20 protein-coding genes are annotated in these 22,006 nt (G+C 60.9%); 17 read left to right on the top strand and 3 right to left on the bottom strand.

Annotation, left to right across the window (positions count from 1 at the left end; all coding sequences use genetic code 11):
* The first annotated feature begins 85 nt into the window (after positions 1–85).
* From arnB to KGA97_RS00065, 8 genes are read left to right on the top strand one after another with little or no spacing between them, the layout of a single operon-like run.
* Positions 86–1,234 carry a UDP-4-amino-4-deoxy-L-arabinose aminotransferase gene (gene arnB / locus KGA97_RS00100; RefSeq protein WP_223479991.1) on the top strand — a complete coding sequence of 383 codons (1,149 nt, stop codon included), beginning with the start codon at positions 86–88 and terminating at the stop codon, positions 1,232–1,234.
* Positions 1,231–2,250 (top strand): undecaprenyl-phosphate 4-deoxy-4-formamido-L-arabinose transferase, encoded by a 1,020-nt coding sequence (gene arnC, locus KGA97_RS00095; RefSeq protein ID WP_008026458.1) that lies wholly within the window; start codon positions 1,231–1,233, stop codon positions 2,248–2,250. The genes arnB and arnC overlap by 4 nt, the downstream gene beginning before the upstream one ends.
* Complete coding sequence (arnA, locus tag KGA97_RS00090) at positions 2,247–4,238, top strand: bifunctional UDP-4-amino-4-deoxy-L-arabinose formyltransferase/UDP-glucuronic acid oxidase ArnA (protein ID WP_223479990.1); 1,992 nt, start codon at positions 2,247–2,249, stop codon at positions 4,236–4,238. The genes arnC and arnA overlap by 4 nt, the downstream gene beginning before the upstream one ends.
* The gene (arnD, locus tag KGA97_RS00085) at positions 4,238–5,122 is read left to right on the top strand and encodes a 4-deoxy-4-formamido-L-arabinose-phosphoundecaprenol deformylase (protein WP_207284296.1); all 885 of its coding nucleotides are present in this window, start codon (positions 4,238–4,240) and stop codon (positions 5,120–5,122) included. The genes arnA and arnD overlap by 1 nt, the downstream gene beginning before the upstream one ends.
* On the top strand, positions 5,119–6,768 hold the full coding sequence (gene arnT, locus KGA97_RS00080) for a lipid IV(A) 4-amino-4-deoxy-L-arabinosyltransferase (RefSeq protein ID WP_207284295.1): 1,650 nt from the start codon (positions 5,119–5,121) through the stop codon (positions 6,766–6,768). The genes arnD and arnT overlap by 4 nt, the downstream gene beginning before the upstream one ends.
* Entirely contained in the window at positions 6,765–7,109 is a 345-nt protein-coding gene (gene arnE / locus KGA97_RS00075; RefSeq protein ID WP_008026468.1) for a 4-amino-4-deoxy-L-arabinose-phosphoundecaprenol flippase subunit ArnE, read from the top strand. The genes arnT and arnE overlap by 4 nt, the downstream gene beginning before the upstream one ends.
* On the top strand, positions 7,106–7,507 hold the full coding sequence (arnF, locus tag KGA97_RS00070) for a 4-amino-4-deoxy-L-arabinose-phosphoundecaprenol flippase subunit ArnF (protein WP_207284294.1): 402 nt from the start codon (positions 7,106–7,108) through the stop codon (positions 7,505–7,507). Before arnE ends, arnF begins: the two co-directional genes overlap by 4 nt.
* Positions 7,504–8,883 (top strand): UDP-glucose dehydrogenase family protein, encoded by a 1,380-nt coding sequence (locus tag KGA97_RS00065; protein WP_008038398.1) that lies wholly within the window; start codon positions 7,504–7,506, stop codon positions 8,881–8,883. Before arnF ends, KGA97_RS00065 begins: the two co-directional genes overlap by 4 nt.
* Positions 8,884–9,016: 133 nt before the next feature.
* Here the strand turns inward: KGA97_RS00065 and KGA97_RS00060 are convergent, their stop codons facing one another.
* Positions 9,017–9,985: a LysR family transcriptional regulator gene (locus KGA97_RS00060; RefSeq protein WP_008038396.1), complete on the bottom strand. Its 969-nt coding sequence runs from the start codon at positions 9,983–9,985 to the stop codon at positions 9,017–9,019.
* A 296-nt stretch (positions 9,986–10,281) separates the two neighbouring features.
* On the opposite strand from KGA97_RS00060, the gene argH reads away from it, so the two are divergent.
* The 9 genes from argH (at position 10,282) to KGA97_RS00015 (ending at position 19,782) form a co-directional block, all read left to right on the top strand.
* Positions 10,282–11,709, top strand: a complete 1,428-nt coding sequence (gene argH, locus KGA97_RS00055) for an argininosuccinate lyase (protein WP_192227226.1) — start codon at positions 10,282–10,284, stop codon at positions 11,707–11,709.
* A gap of 150 nt (positions 11,710–11,859) precedes the next feature.
* Positions 11,860–12,738: an amino acid ABC transporter permease gene (locus KGA97_RS00050; protein ID WP_008026479.1), complete on the top strand. Its 879-nt coding sequence runs from the start codon at positions 11,860–11,862 to the stop codon at positions 12,736–12,738.
* 10 nt (positions 12,739–12,748) lie between these two features.
* Complete coding sequence (locus KGA97_RS00045) at positions 12,749–13,513, top strand: amino acid ABC transporter ATP-binding protein (RefSeq protein ID WP_008026481.1); 765 nt, start codon at positions 12,749–12,751, stop codon at positions 13,511–13,513.
* A gap of 38 nt (positions 13,514–13,551) precedes the next feature.
* A complete protein-coding gene (locus KGA97_RS00040; protein WP_223479989.1) occupies positions 13,552–14,376 on the top strand; it encodes an ABC transporter substrate-binding protein in 825 nt (274 codons plus the stop codon).
* A gap of 140 nt (positions 14,377–14,516) precedes the next feature.
* Complete coding sequence (locus KGA97_RS00035; protein ID WP_008038392.1) at positions 14,517–15,359, top strand: polysaccharide deacetylase family protein; 843 nt, start codon at positions 14,517–14,519, stop codon at positions 15,357–15,359.
* Positions 15,352–16,239: a polysaccharide deacetylase family protein gene (locus tag KGA97_RS00030; protein ID WP_223479988.1), complete on the top strand. Its 888-nt coding sequence runs from the start codon at positions 15,352–15,354 to the stop codon at positions 16,237–16,239. Before KGA97_RS00035 ends, KGA97_RS00030 begins: the two co-directional genes overlap by 8 nt.
* Positions 16,236–17,585, top strand: a complete 1,350-nt coding sequence (locus KGA97_RS00025) for an MmgE/PrpD family protein (RefSeq protein ID WP_223479987.1) — start codon at positions 16,236–16,238, stop codon at positions 17,583–17,585. The genes KGA97_RS00030 and KGA97_RS00025 overlap by 4 nt, the downstream gene beginning before the upstream one ends.
* 151 nt (positions 17,586–17,736) lie before the next feature.
* Complete coding sequence (locus KGA97_RS00020) at positions 17,737–18,915, top strand: MFS transporter (RefSeq protein ID WP_008026490.1); 1,179 nt, start codon at positions 17,737–17,739, stop codon at positions 18,913–18,915.
* A gap of 159 nt (positions 18,916–19,074) precedes the next feature.
* Complete coding sequence (locus tag KGA97_RS00015; protein WP_223479986.1) at positions 19,075–19,782, top strand: HPP family protein; 708 nt, start codon at positions 19,075–19,077, stop codon at positions 19,780–19,782.
* Between the two features lie 51 nt (positions 19,783–19,833).
* Here KGA97_RS00015 and astA read toward each other — a convergent pair whose 3' ends face one another.
* Together astA and ctlX are read right to left on the bottom strand one after the other, a co-directional pair.
* Entirely contained in the window at positions 19,834–20,868 is a 1,035-nt protein-coding gene (gene astA, locus KGA97_RS00010; RefSeq protein WP_223479985.1) for an arginine N-succinyltransferase, read from the bottom strand.
* Complete coding sequence (gene ctlX / locus KGA97_RS00005) at positions 20,865–21,803, bottom strand: citrulline utilization hydrolase CtlX (RefSeq protein WP_223479984.1); 939 nt, start codon at positions 21,801–21,803, stop codon at positions 20,865–20,867. Before ctlX ends, astA begins: the two co-directional genes overlap by 4 nt.
* Positions 21,804–22,006 lie beyond the last annotated feature (203 nt).

Here is a 22,006-nt window from a genome sequence, read left to right as displayed (position 1 = left end):
CAGCTTTAGATTATTCGGCTACGCTTTTATTGGATCCAATAATTATCTAGAGCCACACCACTAAGCCAACAGCCTTGAGGTACCCATGAGTCAGGCTTTTCTCCCCTTCTCCCGCCCCAGTATCGGCGATGAAGAAATGGCTGCCGTAGAGCAAGTATTGCGCTCCGGCTGGATCACTACTGGACCGAAAAACCAGCAACTGGAAGAACACTTCGCCAACTACGTGGGCTGCCGTCATGCCGTGGCACTTTCCTCGGCGACCGGCGCCATGCACGTCACATTACTGGCCTTGGGCATTGGTCCCGGCGATGAAGTGATCACCCCGTCCCAGACCTGGGTCTCCACCGCCAACATGATCTGCCTGTTGGGCGCGACACCGGTGTTCGTCGACGTTGACCGCGACACGCTGATGAGCAACCTGGAGCACATTGAAGCGGCCATCACCCCGCGCACCCGGGCAATCATTCCGGTGCATTATGCCGGCGCCGCGTTCGATCTCGACCCGCTCTATGCGTTGGCCGACAAACACGGCATCCCCGTTGTTGAAGACGCCGCCCACGCCGCCGGAACCCTCTACAGAAATCGTCACGTCGGCGCGAAAGGCACGGCGATCTTCTCGTTCCATGCGATCAAGAACATGACCTGCGCCGAGGGCGCGATGTTCGTCACGGATGATGAAGCGCTGGCCAACCGGGTGCGCATGCTCAAGTTTCACGGCCTCGGCGTCGATGCCTACGACCGCCTGACCCACGGCCGCAAACCCCAGGCCCAAGTGATCGAGCCGGGGTTCAAATACAACCTGGCCGACATCAATGCCGCCATTGCTTTGGTGCAACTGGAGCGCTTGGACCAGATCAACGCCAAGCGCACCGAACTGGCCAAGACTTACCTGCAACGGCTGGAAGGCTCACCGGTGCAACCGCTGGCGATTCCGGCCTACCCGCAGCAGCACGCCTGGCACCTGTTCATCCTGCGCATCGATGCCGAACGCTGCGGGCTGGACCGTGAGGCGTTCATGAAAGCCCTGCAGGAACAAAACATCGGCACCGGCATTCACTTCATCGCCACTCACCTGCACACCTACTACCGCCGGCGATTCCCCAACATCTACCTGCCCAACACCGAATGGAACTCGGCGCGCCTGTGTTCGATCCCGTTGTTCCCCGACATGACCCACGACGACGTCGACCGTGTGGTCAGCGCCATCGAAAACACTGTGGACAGCCGCCTGTGAAACCTTATCCGATCCGTTGTGTGTCAATTGTCATCCCGGTCTACAACGAACAGGACAGCCTGCCCGAATTGCTCAGGCGCACCGAGGCGGCGTGCCAGCAATTGCACCATGACTATGAAATCGTATTGGTCGACGACGGCAGCCGCGACCACTCGGCGCAGATACTTGAAGAAGCCGCCAGTCGCGAGTGCAGCCCGGTGGTGGCGGTCATTCTCAACCGCAATTACGGCCAGCACGCGGCAATCATGGCCGGTTTCGAGCAGTGCAAGGGCGATGTCGTCATCACCCTTGATGCCGATCTGCAAAACCCGCCCGAAGAAATTCCACGGTTGGTGGCTCAGGCCGAACTCGGCTATGACGTGGTCGCCACGGTGCGCAACAACCGCCAGGACTCGGCCCTGCGCCGTTGGCCGTCGAAGCTGATCAACCTCGCCGTGCAGCGCTCCACCGGCGTCGCCATGAGCGACTATGGCTGCATGCTCCGGGCTTACCGCCGGACCATTGTCGACGCCATGCTCGCCTGCCGCGAACGCAGCACGTTCATTCCGATCCTGGCCAACAGCTTTGCCCGGCACACCACGGAAATCCTGGTGACCCACGCCGAGCGCGAACACGGCGAATCGAAGTACAGCCCCATGCGCCTGGTCAATCTGATGTTCGACCTGATCACGTGCATGACCACCACGCCGCTGCGGTTGCTGAGCATCGTCGGCTTCGCCATGGCCGGACTGGGCGTGGCATTCGCCATGGCGCTGATCGTCCTGCGACTGGTGTTCGGCGCCAGTTGGGCCGGTGACGGTACGTTCGTGCTGTTCGCCGTGCTGTTCGTGTTCACCGGCGGGCAATTCATCGGCATGGGTCTTTTGGGTGAATACCTCGGGCGCATGTACAGCGACGTTCGCGCCCGTCCGCGGTTCTTCATCGAAAAAGTCCTGCGCGGCCAGCCGGCCACCCCGGCGCCTGTGGTCACCGTCGACGGCCTCACTTCCACCTCTTCAGATCAGGTTCTCTCATGAGCGCAAAAGCTGTTGTCTTCGCCTATCACGATATTGGCTGTGCCGGCATCGAAACCCTGCTCGCCAGCGGTTACGAGATTGCCGCCGTGTTCACCCATGCCGATGATCCGCAGGAAAACGCCTTCTACGGCTCGGTTGCGCAACTGTGCGCCCGTCAGGGGATCCCGGTGCACGCGCCGGAAGACGTCAATCATCCGCTGTGGATCGAACGCATCGCCAAGCTCAACCCCGATTACCTGTTCTCGTTTTATTACCGCCACCTGCTCAGCGAACCGTTGCTGGCCACGGCCACTAAGGGCGCGTTCAACCTGCACGGTTCGTTGCTGCCGCGCTATCGCGGTCGTGCGCCGGCCAACTGGGTGCTGGTTAATGGCGAAAGCGAAACCGGCGTGACCCTGCACCGCATGGTCAAACGGGCCGATGCCGGCGCGATCCTCGCCCAGAAAAAAGTCGCGATAGAGCGCAGCGACACTGCGCTGAGCCTGCACGGCAAGTTGCGTGTGGCCGCCACCGACCTGCTGCGCGACACGCTGCCAGCGTTGCTCGCCGGGAAAGTCAGCGAGACCCCGCAGGACGAATCGAAAGCCACGGTGTTTGGTCGCCGCACGCCTGCCGACGGCAAGTTGATGTGGCAAAAACCGGCCGAAGAACTGTTCAATCTGGTACGCGCCGTGACGCAGCCTTATCCCGGCGCGTTCTGTGCGGTGGGTGAGCACAAACTGATTGTGTGGAACGCCGAGGTCGCCCTGGGCAACGAAGGCCAGGCACCGGGCCGGGTCATCAGCGTCGATCCGCTGCGCATTGCCTGCGGCGAAGACTCGCTGGTGATCACTGCCGGTCAACGCAACGACAACGGTTTGTACCTGAGCGGCCCGCAACTGGCCAACGAACTGGGGCTGGTCGACGGTTCGGTGCTGCGCGGTGCCGAATCAGGGCGCGCGCCACGTCGCACCCGCGTGCTGATCCTCGGCGTCAACGGTTTCATCGGCAATCACTTGTCCGAGCGTTTGCTGCGTGACGACCGCTACGAGGTCTACGGCCTGGATATCGGCTCGGACGCCATCGAACGCTTGCGCAGCCATCCGCATTTCCACTTCGTCGAAGGCGACATCAGCATCCATTCCGAGTGGATCGAGTACCACATCAAGAAGTGCGACGTGGTCCTGCCGCTGGTGGCGATCGCCACGCCGATCGAGTACACCCGCAACCCGCTGCGCGTGTTCGAACTGGACTTTGAAGAAAACCTGAAACTGGTGCGCTACTGCGTCAAATACAACAAGCGCGTGATCTTCCCCTCGACCTCGGAAGTCTACGGCATGTGCCAGGACGCCAAATTCGACGAAGACACCTCCAACCTCGTGGTCGGGCCGATCAACAAGCAGCGCTGGATCTACTCGACCTCCAAGCAATTGCTCGACCGCGTGATCTGGGCGTACGGCCAGAAAGGCCTGAACTTCACCCTGTTTCGCCCCTTCAACTGGATGGGCCCGCGCCTCGACCGACTGGACTCGGCACGCATCGGCAGCTCACGGGCCATCACGCAACTGATCCTCAATCTGGTGGAAGGCACGCCGATTCGCCTGTTCGATGGTGGTGAGCAAAAACGCTGCTTCACCGACATCGCCGACGGTGTCGAAGCGTTGGCGCGGATCATCGATAACGACAACGATGCCTGCAACGGCCAGATCATCAACATCGGCAACCCGGACAACGAAGCCAGCATCCGTCAGTTGGGCGAGGAACTGCTGCGCCAGTTCGAAGCGCACCCGCTGCGCGACAACTTCCCGCCGTTCGCCGGCTTCCGCGACGTCGAAAGCAAGGCGTTCTACGGCACCGGTTACCAGGACGTGTCCCACCGCAAACCGAGCATCGACAACGCCAAGCGCCTTTTGGACTGGGCGCCGACCGTGCAGATGAGCGAAACCATCGGCAATACCCTGGATTTCTTCTTGCGTGAAGCGATGCTCGAAATCGCGGACAAGCACTGATGCAGGCAGGCCTCCGGATTGATGTCGACACCTACCGGGGCACTCGGGAAGGAGTGCCCCGGCTGCTGGAGATGCTCGATGAAGCCCAGGTCAAAGCGACGTTTTTCTTCAGCGTCGGGCCGGACAACATGGGGCGCCACTTGTGGCGCCTGATCCGTCCGCAGTTCCTGTGGAAGATGCTGCGCTCCAACGCCGCCGGGCTGTACGGCTGGGACATCCTGCTGGCCGGCACCGCATGGCCGGGCAAACCCATTGGCCGTGACCTCGGGCACTTGATGCGCCAGGCCCGGGATGCAGGTCATGAAGTCGGCCTGCATGCCTGGGATCACCACGGCTGGCAGGCCAATGCCGGGCGCTGGAGCGACGCACAGTTGATCGAGCAGATTCGCCAGGGCGTGGACACGCTCGGCGACATCCTCGGGCAAAAAATCGAGTGTTCGGCAGCCGCCGGTTGGCGCGCGGACGAGCGCGTGATCGAGGCCAAGCAGGCTTTCGGCTTTCGCTACAACAGCGATTGCCGTGGCCACAGCCTGTTCCAGCCGACTCTGGCCGGGGGTGGTTTGGGGGCACCGCAAATTCCGGTGGACCTGCCGACCTTCGATGAAGTGGTTGGCCCAACGGTCGCGGCCAAGGACTTCAACGGGTTCATTCTCGATCGATTCTCCTCGGAACAACTCAACGTCTATACGATCCACGCCGAAGTAGAAGGGATTCTGATGGCCAACGATTTTCGTCAACTGCTGGCCGCTGCGCGCCAGCGAGGTATCCGTTTTCAACCCTTGGGCGACCTGCTGCCCAAGGCGCCAGGCACCTTGCCGACCGGTCGCGTACTGCGCGGCACGCTCGACGGCCGTGAAGGCTGGCTGGGAGTGCAAGGTGCATGAGTAAACGCTGGGTACTTCCGCTGCTGCTGGGACTTTTCCTGCTGGGCTACCTGCTGCCAATGGGCACCCACGGTCTGTGGATTCCCGATGAAACCCGTTACGCGCAGATCAGCCAGGACATGCTCTTGAGCGGCAATTGGATCTCGCCGCATTTCATGAGCCTGCGCTATTTCGAAAAACCGGTGGCCGGGTACTGGATGATCGCCCTTGGCCAGGCACTGTTTGGCGACAATCTGTTCGGGGTGCGGATTGCTTCGGCCATCAGTACCGGGCTCAGTGTGATGTTGTGTTACTTGATCGCTCGCCGGCTGTGGAACGAGCCACGCAAAAGCTTTGCCTGCGCGTTGCTGTACATGAGTTTCACCGTGGTCGCCGGGCAAGCCGGCTACGCCAATCTCGATCCGCAGTTCACTTTCTGGGTCAACCTGAGCCTGGTCGCCTTGTGGTTTGCGTTGGACAGCGCCACCCGCGCCCGACGCCTGATTGCCTGGGCAACACTGGGCCTGGCCTGTGGCATGGGCTTCTTGACCAAGGGCTTTCTGGCCTGGCTGCTGCCGGTGCTGATCGCCCTGCCCTGGATGCTCTGGCAAAAACGCTGGCGTGAACTGTTGATCTACGGCCCGCTGGCAATTGCCGTGGCCATCGCCGTGAGCCTGCCCTGGGCCTTGGCGGTGCACGCGCAGGAGCCCGATTACTGGCGGTTTTTCTTCTGGCACGAGCACATCCGTCGGTTCGCCAGTGAGGACGCGCAGCATGACGCGCCGTGGTGGTTTTATTTGCCGTTGCTGGTGGCGTTCAGTCTGCCGTGGGTGGTGCTGCTGCCGTCTGCACTTCGTCAGGCATGGCAAACCCGCAGGCAGGCAAACATCGCGTTCCTGCTGTTGTGGTTACTGATGCCGCTGCTGTTTTTCAGCCTGAGCAACGGCAAGCTGCCCACCTACATCATGCCGTGCCTGTTGCCACTGGCCTTGCTGCTGGGGCATGCGCTGGCGGATCGCTTGCGGCTGGAGCAAGGCCGGGTACTGGGCCTCAATGGTTTGCTCAATCTCATGCTGGGCCTGACCACCCTCTTCACGCTGGTGTACCTGCAACTGAAAAAACCGCTGTACGACCACGAGTTGCACAACCTGGTGCTGGTGTTCATCGGCCTGATCGGCTGGATCATGGCCAACCTGCTGCAAGCGTTCCGGCCCTTGCAATGCTGGGCGGCGCCGGCCTTCGGCAGCCTGCTGCTGGTCGGGGTCTTGCCGGCGGCCATACCCGAATCGGTAGTGGCGAACAAAATGCCCGACCAGTTTGTCCTTGAGCATGCCCGGGAACTCGGCGAGACCGCCAGTTTGTTGAGTAACGATCTGGGCGCCGCTTCGGCCCTGGCCTGGCGCCTGAAACGCCCGGACGTGGCGTTGTACAACACGATAGGCGAACTGAAATATGGCCTCGCTTATCCTGACGGCATGTCGCAACGCGTCGACCCTGATCGCGTGCAACAGTGGATGCACGACGCCCGTCAGCGTGGCTCGGTAGGCGTGCTGATGCGGGTCAAGGGTGAAGACGAGCTGCGTGAAATCGACCGCTTGCCCAAGGATGGCAAACGCTATGAACAAGGCAACCTTGTGATTTTGATATTCCCTCAGGGTGCGTCATGAGCCTGTTGCTGGTATTGGCGGCCTGCCTGCTGACCTGCCTGGGCCAGATCGCCCAGAAATACGCCGTGGAGAACTGGCGCGGCAAGACGTCGGGCTGGGGCGAAAAACTGCGCTCGCCATGGCTGTGGCTGGCCCTCGCCGCGCTGGGCGCGGGTTTGCTGGTGTGGCTGCTGGTGTTGCAGCGACTTGAAGTCGGCGTCGCCTATCCGATGTTGAGCCTCAATTTTGTGCTGATCACCCTGATCGCTCGCTTTGTCTTCCACGAAACCATCGACCGCCGCCACGGGTTGGGCGTAGCGCTGGTGATCGGCGGCGTGATTTTGCTGGGGTTGAACGCATGAGCCTGCGCCGGGGCATCGCCTTCGCTCTGGGCAGCGTGCTGCTCGGCAGTGCCGCGCAGTTGGGCATGCGCTGGAGCATGACGCGCCTGCCGTCACCGGAGCACTTGCTGACCGCCAGCCTCGACCCGAGCGCCGTTGCCGTGGTGCTGACCGCCATCCTCGCTTATGCCCTGTCGATGCTCAGCTGGCTCGTGGCCCTGCGCGATGTGCCGCTGGGCCGGGCTTACTCGCTGCTGAGCATCAGCTACGCGCTGGTGTACCTGCTGGCCGCCGTCCTGCCGGTGTTCAACGAAGACTTCAGCCTTTCCAAAAGCCTCGGGGTGGCCCTGGTCATTCTGGGCGTCATCACCATCAACGCTCGACCTGCTCACGCGTCCACACTCAGGAGTGACCTATGAAAATCAGTGTATTTGGTAGCGGTTACGTCGGCCTGGTGCAGGCCGCTGTCCTGGCTGAAGTCGGCCACGACGTGGTTTGCATGGACATCGACGAGAAAAAAGTCGAGTTGCTGCAGCAAGGCCACGTGAGCATTTTCGAGCCGGGGCTGGCCAGCCTCGTGCGCGAAAGCCTGGAGGCCAAGCGGTTGCAGTTCACCACTGATGAAAAATTCGCGGTGCAACACGGTCAGGTGTTGTTCATTGCGGTGGGCACGCCGTCCCGGGACGATGGTTCAGCGGATTTGCGCTACGTGCTGTCGGTGGGTGAAGCGGTGGCCCGTCACCGCGAGCAACCGGTGATTCTGGTGGAGAAATCCACCGTCCCCGTGGGCACCGGCGATACCTTGCGCACGCACATCGACAAGTGCCTGATCAAGGTCGGCCGGTTGCTGCAGTTCGATATCGTCTCCAATCCGGAGTTCTTGAAAGAAGGTTCGGCCGTCGCCGATTGTCGGCGCCCGGACCGTATCATCATCGGTTGCGAAAACGATGACGTGCGCGATGTCATGCGCGACCTCTACGCACCGTTCAACCGCAACCATGACCGGATCATGTTCATGGACCTGCGCAGTGCCGAGCTGACCAAGTACGCCGCCAACTGCATGCTGGCGACCAAGATCAGCTTCATCAACCAGATCGCCGAACTGGCCGAACACCTCGGCGCCGACATCGAATCGGTGCGGCTGGGCATCGGCGCCGATTCGCGCATCGGCTACCACTTCATCTACCCCGGCTGCGGTTATGGCGGCTCGTGTTTCCCCAAGGACATGCGCGCCCTGATCCACAGCGCCGAGGAAGCGCATTGCTCCAGCGACCTGCTGCAAGCGGTGGAAGCCATCAACCAGCGGCAGAAACACAAGCTGTTCGAGCGCATCAACGCGTTCTACAAAGGCGATTTGCGCGGCAAGACGTTTGCTGTGTGGGGCCTGGCGTTCAAGCCCAACACCGACGACATGCGCGACGCGCCGAGTCGGGTACTCCTGGAATCGCTGTGGGCCGCCGGTGCCAGCGTGCGGGCGTTCGACCCGGAGGCGATGCAGGAAACCCAGCATTTGTATCCAGACGAAGCGAAGCTGATGCTCATGGGCACCCCGGAATCGGTGCTGGCCGGCGCTGATGCGTTGATCATCTGCACCGAATGGCAGCAGTTCAAGGCGCCGGATTTCAATCTGATCCAGCAACGATTGAAAGCGCCGGTGATATTCGATGGACGCAATCTGTATGACGCAGACCGGTTGGCGCGCAGCGGGTTTATGTACTTTCCGATGGGGCGAGGCGACTCGCGCAAGTTACCGATTCCGCATCAACAATGGCCAGTGGCTTCAGTTGTTGCGTGATTGACAGAGGCCTACTCAAAACACTGTAGGAGCCGGCTTGCCGGCGATGAGGACCTTGGACTTTGTGGTGATCTTTTGATTGCTATCGCTGGCAAGCCAGCTCCTACAGTTTGATGGTGTCAGCAAAGTTTGATTAACAAACAGGCACCTTCAAATCAACGCCCAACGCCTGGGCAAACGCCTTCACCAACGGACTGCGCACGGTGTTGTGACGCAGGATCAGATTGAACGGTGTGCTGATGTGAATGAGGTCCGGCCGCACCGCGCGAAACTGCCCTTGGGCGACCATCGACGCGGCGTAATGCTGCGGTAGAAAACCCACGAAACGCCCGGTCTTGATCAGCAGCGCCACGGCTTCCACCTGGGTCGCCGAGGCGGAAAAACTGTCGTACCGGGCAAAATTCAGTTTGTCGCGATGGATCGCGTAGCGGTGGTTGATGCACTCGTAATCCTTGAGCACATTGCTGCCGATTTCTGCGTCCGGCACCGAGAACAACGGGTGGCCGATCGCGCAGTAAACCTCCGAGCGTTCTTCATACAGCGTGTAATAGTCGAACTCTTCGCGTTTCTGATAAACCGGCACGATACCGGCCACCAGGCGTCCCTCTACGACCCCTCTTTCAATTTCATCCAGTTGTGACGCCTGAAGTTGAAACCTTACTTTCGGCGACTCTTCATTTATCCGTCTAAGCGCTGCAACTAACGGTGAATTAAGATCGGAAATAGTGTTATCAATAACGCCCACACCCAAGTCACCAATAAGTTCGTTCTGCGCCGAACTAAGCCGGTCACGAAAGTTGTCAACCGAGGCAAATAGATCAATCGATGCCTGATACACCAGGCGGCCTTCTTCGGTCAGATGAAAGCCCTCGCGACCTCGGGTGCACAAGCGCATGCCGATACGAATTTCAAGGTCGGAGATCTGTTTGCTGATGGCCGCCAGCCCCACATTCAGCTCGTTCTGCGCCGCACTGAAACCACCGGCCTCGACTACGGCCTTGAACACTTTGAGCAGTTTGAAATCCAGCCCGCTGAGGGCCAGTGGCGCCCGATGCGCCGTTTTTGGCGCCGGGTTTCCGGAATTGGAAAGTGGGGTTTCCATAATGCTTATTTACCTCTGGCGCGCTATTCAACAACCTGTGCCCAACAACAAAAACATAGCTGGCCAATAATAATGAACACAGAAAACCAGGCTTGGCAACCGCTAATAATCCCCGTACTTCAGTGCCAACTCACTGATTTCGAACTACTAAAAGCTGACACTTCGATCAGCTCTCGCAACGCTGCAACTGCCCTCTTGAAAACTGCTTAGGCCGAACCACGCCCGAATTATTTCCGGCGGGTCTTCCCGGCTCTGCGCATCAATTTCAGTTCGCTTTACCGACGAGGAAAACAACAATGTCTCAAACCACCGACCGTCTCTGGGGTGCCCGCTTCAAAAGCGGCCCATCCGAAGCCCTGGCGGCCCTGTCCCGTTGCCCTGAGCGCTACTTTCGCCTGACCCCGTATGACCTCGCCGGTTCCAAGGCCCATGCCCGTGAACTGCAGCGCGCCGGGCTGTTGAGCGAGCAGGAAACCCACACCATGCTGGCCGCGCTGGAAGGTATCGGCGCTGACTTTAAAGCCGGCAGCATCGCGCCAACGCTGGATGACGAAGACGTCCACACCTTCATCGAACGCCTGCTGACCGAGCGCCTCGGCCCATTGGGCGGCAAGCTGCGCGCCGGCCGTTCGCGCAACGACCAGACCGCCAACGACCTGCGTCTGTTCCTGCGGGACCACGTGCGCACCCTGGCCGTCGAAGTGCTGGCCTTGCAGCAAGCGCTGGTCGACCAGGCCGAACAACACATCGAAAGCATCTGCCCCGGTTTCACTCACCTGCAACAGGCGCAACCGATCGTCTTTGCTCACCACTTGCTCGCTCACGCCCAATCGATGCTGCGTGACGTGCAACGGCTGGTGGACTGGGACATCCGCACCTCGCTGTCGCCACTGGGTGCCGCCGCCATGGCCGGTTCCGCCATCGCGCGCCTGCCGCAACAGTCGGCCAAGGAAATGGGTTACAGCGGCGTCTGCGAAAACTCCATCGACGCCGTGGCCAGCCGCGATCACGTCGCCGAGTTCCTGTTTATCGCCAGCATGCTCGGCATCAACATTTCCCGCCTCGCGGAAGAATTCTGCCTGTGGTCCTCGCGGCAATTTCGCTGGGTCGCACTGGACGATGCCTACGCCACCGGCAGCTCGATCATGCCGCAGAAGAAAAACCCGGACATTGCCGAGCTGGCCCGGGGCAAGGCGGGTCGCCTGATTGGCAACCTCACCGGCCTGCTCTCCACCCTGAAATCCCTGCCGCTGTCGTATAACCGCGACTTGAGCGAAGACAAGAACGGCGTGCTCGACAGCGTCGACACCTTGCTGCTGGTGCTGCCCGCCATGGCCGGGATGGTCGCGACCATGAAGGTCAACGTTGAAGAGTTGCGCCGTCAGGCACCGCTCGGGTTCACCCTCGCCACCGAAGTGGCCGACTGGCTGGCGGTGCGTGGCGTGCCGTTCAAGGAAGCCCATGAAATCACCGGCGCGCTGGTTCAGGCCTGTGAGAAACACGACATCGAGTTGTGGGAAGCCTCGCCAGCGCTGTTGGCCGAGATCGATTCGCGCCTGACCCCGGAAGTACGCGACAGCCTGACGCTGGAAGCCGCCATCGCCGCCCGTAGCGGTTGGGGTGGTACGGCGCCGCAGCAGGTACGCGAGCAGATCGGCCGGTTGAAGACCGCCCTCGCCGCGCAACACGAATGGACCGAGAACTATCAGGGCTTCCGCCTCTAACAGCCTCCACGCATAACCCTGTGGGAGCTAGCCTGCTAGCGATTTGGCTCTGTCTGACAACCATTCGCTGATTGACACACCGCAATCGCTAGCAGGCTAGCTCCCACAAGGATCTGTGTTGGATTTGAAAGAACAGTTCGGAGAAACAACATGAGCCAGACTCAGGCAGAACGACTCCAGGCGGAGCGCAAACTGGCGGAAAACCAGTTCGATATCACCCAGTACGATCACGTGCCACGGCGCTATTACGGGCGGATCTTTTTCGCCACGGTCATCGTCATCGCGATCATCGGCCTGGTGCGGGCCTTTGCCGAAGGCAAGATCGAGTGGTCGTACATCGGCCAGTTCCTCACGTCCCAGGCGATCATGTGGGGCTTGCTCAATACCATCGTCATGGCCGTGCTGGCGATGGGGCTGGGCATTGTGTTCGGGGTGATCACGGCGATCATGCGCATGTCGGCCAACCCGATCCTGCGCTACGTGGCGGTGACCTACACCTGGCTGTTCCGTGGCACGCCGCTGATCCTGCAACTGCTGTTGTGGTTCAACCTGGCGCTGATCTTCCCCACCATCGGCATCCCCGGCGTGTTCGAAATGGACACCGTAAGCCTGATGACGCCGTTCGTGGCCGCCCTCCTCGGCTTGAGCATCAACCAGGGCGCATACACCGCTGAAGTGGTGCGCGCCGGTCTGCTGTCGGTGGACACCGGGCAGTACGAAGCCGCCAAGTCGATCGGCATGCCACGCCTGCAAGCGCTGCGCCGGATCATCCTGCCGCAGGCCATGCGGATCATCATTCCACCGGTCGGCAACGAGTTTATCGGCATGGTGAAAATGACCTCGCTGGCGAGCGTCATCCAGTACTCGGAGCTGCTCTACAACGCCCAGAACATCTACTACGCCAACGCCCGAGTGATGGAGCTGCTGATCGTCGCGGGTATCTGGTACTTGGCCACGGTCACCGTGCTGTCCTTTGGTCAAAGCCGTCTGGAGCGTCGTTTCGCTCGCGGCGCCGGCAAGCGTTCTTGAGGAGTCGAACATGAGAAGCATCGTCAAGGCCGTGAGCCTGAACAAGTATTACGACCATTTCCACGCCCTCAAGGACATCAACATCGAAGTCGAGCAAGGCGAAGTGCTGTGCATCATCGGCCCGTCCGGCTCCGGCAAAAGCACCTTGCTGCGTTGCGTCAACCAGCTGGAAAAGATCGACAAGGGTGGCCTGTGGGTCGACGGCGAGCTGGTGGGTTACCGCATCGTCGGCAACAAACTGCACGAACTCAACGAGTCGCAGATCGCCCGTCAACGCCTGGCCACCGGCATGGTGTTCCAGCGTTTCAACCTGTTTCCGCACATGACTGTGCTGCAAAACATCATCGAAGGGCCGTGCCAGGTGCTCAAGCGTTCGCCCAAGGAGGCGCACGAAGAAGCCTTGGAGCTGCTCGCCCGCGTCGGCCTGGCCGACAAGCGCAACAGCTACCCGATCGAGCTTTCGGGTGGTCAGCAACAACGTGTCGCCATTGCTCGCGCATTGGCCATGCGGCCCAAGCTGATGCTGTTCGATGAACCCACTTCGGCACTCGACCCGGAACTGGTCGGTGAGGTGCTGTCGGTGATGCGCGATCTCGCGCAATCCGGCATGACCATGATCGTCGTCACCCATGAACTGGGCTTCGCTCGCGAAGTATCCAACCGCATGGTGTTCATGGACGGCGGGCAGATCGTGGAGGCAGGAAGCCCCGAAGAAATACTAATAAGTCCGCAAAACCCGCGCACCCAAAGCTTCATTTCTGCCGTTCGAACCTAAGCGCCGGCTGGCGTAACAACACACATAAGAGAACGACCATGAAGAACTACGTAATCCCCGCAGTACTCGCAGGCCTGATGGCATCCAGCGTCAGCTTCGCCGCCGAATTGCCGGCCAGCATCAAGGAAAAAGGCGAGATCGTCGTCGCGATCATGCCGAACTACCCGCCAATGGATTTCAAGGACCCGGCCACCAATACCCTCACCGGTGTGGACGTTGATCTGGGCAACGCCCTGGCCGAACGTCTGGGCGTGAAGATCAAATGGCAGGAAACCGGCTTCGAGCAAATGATCAACGCCCTGACCACCGACCGCGTCGACATGGTGCTGTCGGGCATGACCGACACCAAAGAGCGTCAGGCCAGCGTGACCTTCGTCGACTACTTCACCAGCGGTCCGCAGTTCTACACCCTGCAGAAGAACAAGGACTTCAACGAAATCACCGACCTGTGCGGCAAGAAAGTCGGCACCAGCCGCCGGACCACGTTCCCGGCGGAAATCGCTGAGTACAGCAAGGCCAACTGCGAAGCCGCCGGCAAACCGGCCATCGTGGTGATCGGCACCGAAGGCTCGGCGGATGCCCGTGCGCAACTGCGTCAGAGCCGTATCGATGCCGCGATGCAAGGCAGCGAGACCTTGTCGTACCTGAAGACTCAGGAAAAGGACATGTACAAAACGGTCGGCCAGCCGATTTCCGTGCAGTTCTCCGGCATGGGCCTGAGCAACAAAAAGCCTGAGCTGAGCGAAGCGGTGAAGGTTGCGTTGCAGAGCATGATCGATGACGGCAGCTATCAGACCATCCTGAAAAAATGGGACCTGGAGCTGGGCGCAATCAAGACGGCAACCATCAACGCCGGCAAGTAATGCTTGCCCTGTAGGAGCCAGCTTGCTGGCGATAGCGGTGGATCAGTCGCTATGAATGTTGACTGACACACCACCATCGCCGGCAAGCCGGCTCCTACAGGTTTGGTTGCGTTTCGACTATTGAGAACGGAGCACCAACGATGTCGTCCTCCCCAACCTGGCCCGACCAGCACAAGGCCTGCCTTGCCCTGGCCTTCGACCTCGACGGCCCCACCGGCGATGCGATGCTCAACGGCTCGATCTGGCACAAGCCCGAGTACTTCGGTTTTGGTGGTTACGGCCCTTACCGGGCGCTGCCACGGATTCTCGACCTGCTCGACGAATTCCGCATCCCTACCACGTTTTTCGTTCCGGCCTGGGTCGTGGAGAACTGGCCGAAACAGTGCCAGGCGATTGTCGAGCGCGGGCATGAAGTGGCGTACCACGGCTACAAACACGAATCCTTTTACGCCCTGACGCTGGACCAGCAAAAGGACGTAATGAAGAAATCCCGCGAGGTGTTCTGGAAACACCTGAACATCCGCGCCGAAGGTTTCCGCACGCCGTCCGGCGACTGGCGCGCCGAGACCCCGGCGATGCTGGTGGAAGCCGGCGTGACCTACTCCAGCAGCATGCGCGGCGACGACCGACCGTACCTGGTGAACGTGCCGGGGTTCGACACGCCACTGGTGGAAATACCCGGGCGCTGGGAAATGGACGACTACGCCTCCCTCGCCTACACCCGCGCGCCAGACTTTCCTTCGGGACTGGACCGCACGGCCAGCTATGAGCTGACTCTGGACAACTGGTGCCGCGAGTACGACGGCGCCATGAATGAGGGGTTGTGCCTGACCACCCTGTTCCACCCCAAGATCACCGGCAAACCGGGGCGCATCCTGTTGCTGGAAAAACTGTTCGAACACATGCGTCAGCGCGACGACGTGTGGTTTGCCACTTGCCGCGACGTCGCCCAGTGGTGGCTGAAGGAGCATCACCATGGCTGATTCCATCGTCTGGCCCGACGGCTATCGCTGCGCGGTGGTGCTGACCGTCGATTACAACGACATTCACGGGATTCTCACCCAGGCGCCGGAAGTCGCCGGGCGCGACAAGACACTGTCTGTATGGCGTTACGGCAGCCAGCGCGGCGTCGAGCGTCTGCTGGGTTTGTTCAAGGAACTGGGGGTTCGCAGCAGCTGGTTTGTCCCCGGCATCGTCGCCGAAGAAAACCCCGAACACCTTCAGGCGATCCAGGCCGGTGGGCATGAAATTGCCTGCGCCGGGTATCGCCATCAAAACTACGACACCCTCGATCTGGCGCAGCAGAACGCCGAAATTGCCGCCGGCTGCGAGGCTCTGCAAGCATTGACCGGCCAGCGCCCGACGGGGTTTCGCATCCCCGCCGGTAATGGCGCGCCGGGGTTCATCGAGGCGCTGAGGGATCAAGGCATTCGTTGGTCATCCTCGTGGCGTGGCGATGATTTGCCGTTCGCACATCCCACGGCGCCGCAGGTGATTGAACTGCCCTTGCACTACGAGCTGGAAGACGAACCCTACTTCGCGTTCAACCTGAGCCCGGCGGTGCCGCCGGCGCAATCACGGATCGCCTCTTACAGCCACACCCTGGGCAACCTGCAAATGGACTTTGCAGGGTTTCACCGCTTCGGGCTGTGTTACGTGCTGCGTTTGCACCCGGAAATCATTGCCACGCCGGGACGGATCGGCGTTTTGCGCGAATTGCTGCAGGGCATTCAGCAACACAGCGACGTGTGGATCGCCACCGGAGCCGAAGTCGCTCAGTGGTGGGCCGATTCCGCGACGCCTGTGACCGAGGATCACCCGGCGTCAGTGTACGAACGGCATTATCGGGACTACCTCCTATGACCGAGCGTTTGCAACGACTGGCGCAGTTTTGCGTCGACACACGATTTGAAGACTTGCCCCCGGCACTGGTTGCACAAGCCAAACGGCACATTCTCGACACCTTTGGCGCGACGCTGGCCGGGGCTGATAGCGATGTGGCGAAACAGGCGCGCCTGGTGTTCGCGGGCGAAACCGGCGGCACGCTGGTCTGGGGCGCGGACCTGCGGGTCGGCGCCGCTCAGGCTGCGATGCTCAACGGCGTCGCCGCACATGCGCTGGAACTGGATGACACCGGTGGCTGTGACCATTCCGGCGCGGTGGTGCTGCCGGCGGTGATGGCCGCTGTTTCGATGTGCACGCGGCCGGTCAGTGGTCGCGAGTTCATCACGGCGGTGGTCATCGGTTACGAAGTCGGCCGCCGCGTGCTCGAAGCCTGTGGTGGTTATTCGGCGCACAACGGCGCCGGCTGGCATTCCACCGCCACCTGCGGCGTGTTTGGCGCGGCGGCGGCAAGTGCACGCATCCTGGGTTTGAACGCCGGACAAATGCTCTCGGCACTGGGCATTGCCGGCAGTTTCAGCGGCGGCTTGTGGGCCTTCATCCACGACGGCTCGCAGAGTAAAAAACTGCACAGCGGGCGCGCCGCCGAAGGTGGATTGCTGGCGGCACGGTTTGCGCAGCAAGGCATCACCGGGCCGTCGAAGCTGTTCGATGATGTCTGGGGCGGTTTCCTGAAAACCCTGGCCGGCGAGACGGCACAACCGGAGGCACTGGATGCCGACCTGGGCGTCGTGTGGAAACTCGCCCGCTGTTCGATCAAGCCGTACGCCTCGTGCCGTGGCACGCATTCGGCCATCGACGCGTTGGGGTTGTTGCTGGATCAACTGCAGGTGGATGTCGATCAGGTTGAAGACCTTGAGGTTTCGCTGTGCGGGTTTCTGCAGGACATGTGCGGCGCACAGGAAGTGAGCAGCCTCGCGGCGGCGCAGATGAGCTTGCCGTACGCCCTCGCCGCACGCCTGGTTCATGGGCATTGCCGGCTGGAGGCGTATGACGACGAGCAACGGCGTGTTCCGCAGATTGCGCTGTGGATGTCGCGCATTCGTCTTGTAGTGGACCCGCAACTGTCAGAGGATGGCGAGCCCGTGGTGAGCGTGCGGACGGTGGACGGTCGGCAGGCGAGCCTGTGCGTCGACCCGCCACTGGGTGCGCCGGGCAATCCGTTGAGTGATGACGCGTTGGAACAGAAGTTTTTCAGCCTGGCGGTGCGGGTGATGCCGAGGTTGCAGGCAGAGGAACTGATCGGGCAGATGTGGCGGCTGGAACAGCTGGAATCGGTTGCTGTGCTGGATCGGTGGCTGACTTGAGTAATGCGGTGACTGATCTGACCCAATCGCGAGCAGGCTCGCTCCCACAGGGGAACGCATTCCAAATGTGGGAGCGAGCCTGCTCGCGATTGGGCGCGACACGGTACACCGTCGAACACCCTGAAATCTGAATAAGGACATTTGCCCCACCGTGGCCACTTACTCGCTTGTTATCCGCCGGTTGATGATCGTATCGCTGACCATCGTCGTCAGCCGCGCCATCACCAGCCCGTTGCTCACGTTGTTCCTGAGCAACAAACTGGGCCTCAACCAACAGGACGTTGGCTTGCTGCTGGGCATCGCGGTGTTCATCGCTACCCTGCTTGCGCTCTACGGCGGCTACATCATCGACCGCCTCGAAAAACGCCGGCTGCTGATCCTCGCCATGCTCTCCAGCGCCATCGGTTTCGTGTTGCTGACCTTCGCCGAAAACCTCTACCTGACCACCCTGACCCTGGTGATCACCGAAACCGCTTCGGCGCTGTTCCTGATTGGCTCGAAGGCGATCCTCAGCGAAAACCTGCCCATGGGCCAGCGTGCCAAGGCCTTTTCCCTGCGCTACACCCTGACCAACATCGGTTACGCCACGGGGCCGATGCTCGGCGTGGTCATCGCCGGTGTCTACCCGATTGCGCCATTCCTGATTGCCGGCGGCATTGCGTTTTTCAGCATCTTTTTGATGAGCGGGATCCCGAAAGATTCGAGCCAGACACCCGCGATCGGCCAGCCGCAAAGCTTTCTGAAAACCCTGATCACCCTGAAAAACGACCGCACGCTGATTATGTTCACTTGCGGCTGCCTGCTCAGCACCGTGGTCCATGGGCGCTTCACCCTGTACCTGTCGCAATACCTGCTGGTGACCCAGGACTCCAAACGCGCCCTGGAAACCATGGCCGCCCTGCTCGCCTGCAACGCCATCAGCGTGATCCTGCTGCAATACCAGATCGGCCGTTTCCTCAAGCGTGAACAACTGCGCTACTGGATTGCCGGCGGCACCAGCCTGTTCATCCTCGGCCTGATCGGCTTCAGCCTGGCGGACAGCCTGGTGTCGTGGTGCATCGCGATGTTCATCTTCACCCTCGGCGAAATGATCATTTACCCCGCCGAATTCCTGTTCGTCGACACCCTGGCCCCGGAAGAACTGCGCGGCAGTTACTACGGCGCACAAAACCTGGCGGCCCTGGGCGGTGCCCTGAGCCCGGTGATTTGCGGTTTCCTGTTGATGCACACCCCGGCGCCGACGATGTTTTATGCCCTGAGCGCGCTGACCGCCATGGGCGGTTTCCTGTGTTTCATGAGCGGACGCCGGGTGGCTTTACAGCAAAATTAATGCACTGAAACTGCATTAATATGAATTTGTCTCCGTCTGGAATGAGCGGCACACTGTGCCTCGTTCCTCCCCCAATAGTTGGAACGACTTCAAGGGCTTTCTGGGTATCCCAGCTAAGCCTTTTTTTTGCCTCGACTTTTGCAACGGACCATTCACCTCATGTTTGCTCGCTGGTTCCCCGCCGCCATCAATACCCGACCTTCTGAATGGAGCCGTGCCGCCATCGGCATGGCCCTCGGTACGATGTTCAGCGTCTGGCTGTGCTCACAGGTTTTCGGCATCGAAGTGGCGCAGCACCTGATCGGTCCGCTGGGCGCCTCGGCAGTGCTGTTGTTCGCCGTGTCCTCCGGCGCATTGGCGCAACCCTGGTCGATTCTCGGCGGTTACTTGAGCGCAGGGGTGGTCGCATTGTTGGTCGCCCACGTGCTCGGACGAACCCTTGGCAGTGCTTGCCTGGCCGCAGGCATGTCGCTGATCCTGATGTGCTGGCTGCGTTGCCTGCATCCGCCGGCCGGTGCCTTGGCGTTGCTGCTGGTATTGGCAGACCCGGCGACCATCGCCCTGGACTGGAAAGCCCTCGGCCCGGTAATGCTCGGTGCCTCGACGATGTTGCTCAGTGCGCTGGCGTACAACAACCTGACGCGCATTCGTTACCCAAGACGCGCCAGTGAACCGGTGCCGATGGTGCCGGCCGATCACCCGCCCATCGACAGCCAGGCGATCACTGCCCAGGATCTGAAACGGGCGCTGGCGGACATGGAAGCTTTCTTTGACGTCACGCCCGAAGACCTTGAGCAGTTGATTCAAGCCAGTGAGTTGCATGCCAAGCGGCGCAGTATCACTGAAGTCCTTAGCCGCAGAACCTGACACCCTACAGAACCCTTCAGGAGCGAGCAGTCTCGCTCCTGAAGGTTCGAGTCAAGCCGCAGATAATTGCTTGGCCGGTACTGCCAGACTCACTGCCCGCACCGATGCACCGGCACTCAACCCCAGCGTTTTTGCGGTCTGGGCATCGACAATCAACGTACCCGCCGCTACCCGCGCCGCTGCTGCGGTAATCCGGCACTCGGCAAACTGGCGGTTGTGAATCAGGTAAGTCGCTGCGTGTTCTCCGGGGGTGCCAATGCTCAATTGCAGTACCTGACTGTCACGCACCGCGCGGATGTCGGCCGTGGCGCATTCAATCAGCGGCCCGCCGTCGAAAATGTCGATGTAATCGCGGTGTTCGAATCCTTCCGCCTGCAGCATGCCCAGCGCCGGCTCGGTGTTGGGATGGACGCGGCCAATCACCGAGCGCGCCGCTTCCGGCAACAGGCAGGTCGGCAGCGGAAACTTGGGCATCAGTTCCGCGATGAAGGTCTTGTTGCCCAGGCCGGTAAGATAATCGGCATCGGCAAAGTCCATCTTGAAAAAGTGCCGCCCCAGTCCTTCCCAGAACGGTGAAATGCCCGCTTCGTCCGAGTAGCCGCGCATCTCTGCAATGACCTTGTCGCCGAAGTGCTGACGGAACTCTGCGAGAAACAGGAACCGCGCCTTCGACAATAAGCGCCCGTTCAGGCCACTGCGATGATCGGCGTGCAGGAACAGTGAGCACAGCTCCGATTGCCCGGTCATGTCGTTACCCAGGAACAACGTCGGCAGTTGTTGATTGATCCCGAGGTTTTTCGACGCCGCGACAAACAAGCCCATTCGATAGTTGTACCAGGGCTCGCGCAGGCCGACGGCACCGGCCAGCGCACAAATACCGATCGCCTCTTTCTGGTCGTTCTCCAGCACAAACAGGTAGTCGGCATCGGCACGCTCGGCGTCGCCGGCAAAGGTTTTCGCGGCCCATTCCAGACGCTGGCGCAAACGCGGCGCATCGGCAGGCAAGGTGGTCAAACCGGTCCCGGCGCTATGGGCCAGGGCCAGGAGTGCCGGCAGGTCAGCCGGTGTGGCGGGACGGACGATCATCGCACTTGCTCCTTGGCAGTCAGGTGTTTGGGCAGGAATACTTCGGCCAACATGCAGCGGGCGCTGCCGCCGCCGATGCGTTCGATGGTGTCGATGTTCACCGGCAGCGGCGTGGTGTGGGCCTCGATCAACCGACGCTGGCGGGTGTCCAACGCTTGCCAGGCGGTACGTGACATCACCAGCACGGGGTCGCCCGCACTGCTTTGAACTTCCAGCATGTTGCCGGCAAAGGATTCCAACTGGCTCCAGTTCAGCGCGATGACTTGCTTGCCGCTGTCTTCCAGCCGCGAGCGCAGGACCCGGCGTTCGCTCGGGTCCGTGACCGATGCCAGGCAGGCAATGGCCAGCCGCGTACCGACGCTCATCATCACGTTAGTGTGGTAAATCGCGACGCCCTGACGGTCCTGCGCCGTGAACGCGCACAGCTCGTAACCCAGATGGTTGACCACCTCATCCAGCGCCCGGGCGTGGGTGCGGGTTGAATAGCCGGCGTAGCAAATCCGCTGCTGACGATCCAGCACCATGCTGCCGGTGCCTTCCAGGAAGACTTCCTGCTGTTCGAGGCTGGAAAGGTCCAGCAACTGCTCGACCCGGTATTCGTCGCGCAGCCAGTCGAGCACACCTTTATCCCGCTCCAGTCGCCTGTTGTGGCCTTGCATCGGATACAGCACCAACGTGCCGTCGGGGTGGCTGCTCCACCAGTTGTTGGGAAAGATCGAGTCTGGCGTGTGCGGGGCTTCAAGGTCGTTGTGCACAAGGACTTCGACGCCTTGCCCGCGCAGTGCGGCAACGTAGCCATCGAACTCTTGCAGGGCCTTGAGCTGAACGTCTTCGGACACGGCGGCCGGGCGCTGAAAACGGTTGTTCGCCGCCGTGTCCTGATTGAAAGAGAAACGTGTCGGGCGAATCATCAAAACGGTATTGGTGGTTTGCATGGGCACAGATTCAATGAGGGTTGAGAGAGGCTCATTGTCTGTTTCGGGAGCGGGAAAACCCGGTTGATAAGGGTTTTTAAGGTGATGGAAACGGCTGAAGATTTCGGCTCGTCCAGCCGATTCGGCAAACACCCAGAACCACTGTGGGAGCGAGCCTGCTCGCGATAGCGGTGTATCAGTCAATTCATTAGTAACTGACACAC

It is taken from the genome of Pseudomonas sp. BF-B-15 (genome assembly GCF_019946675.1).
Taxonomy (GTDB): Bacteria; Pseudomonadota; Gammaproteobacteria; order Pseudomonadales; family Pseudomonadaceae; genus Aquipseudomonas; species Aquipseudomonas migulae.
Note: the sequence above shows the minus strand (reverse complement) of the source record. Positions and strands in the feature narration are given on the sequence as shown.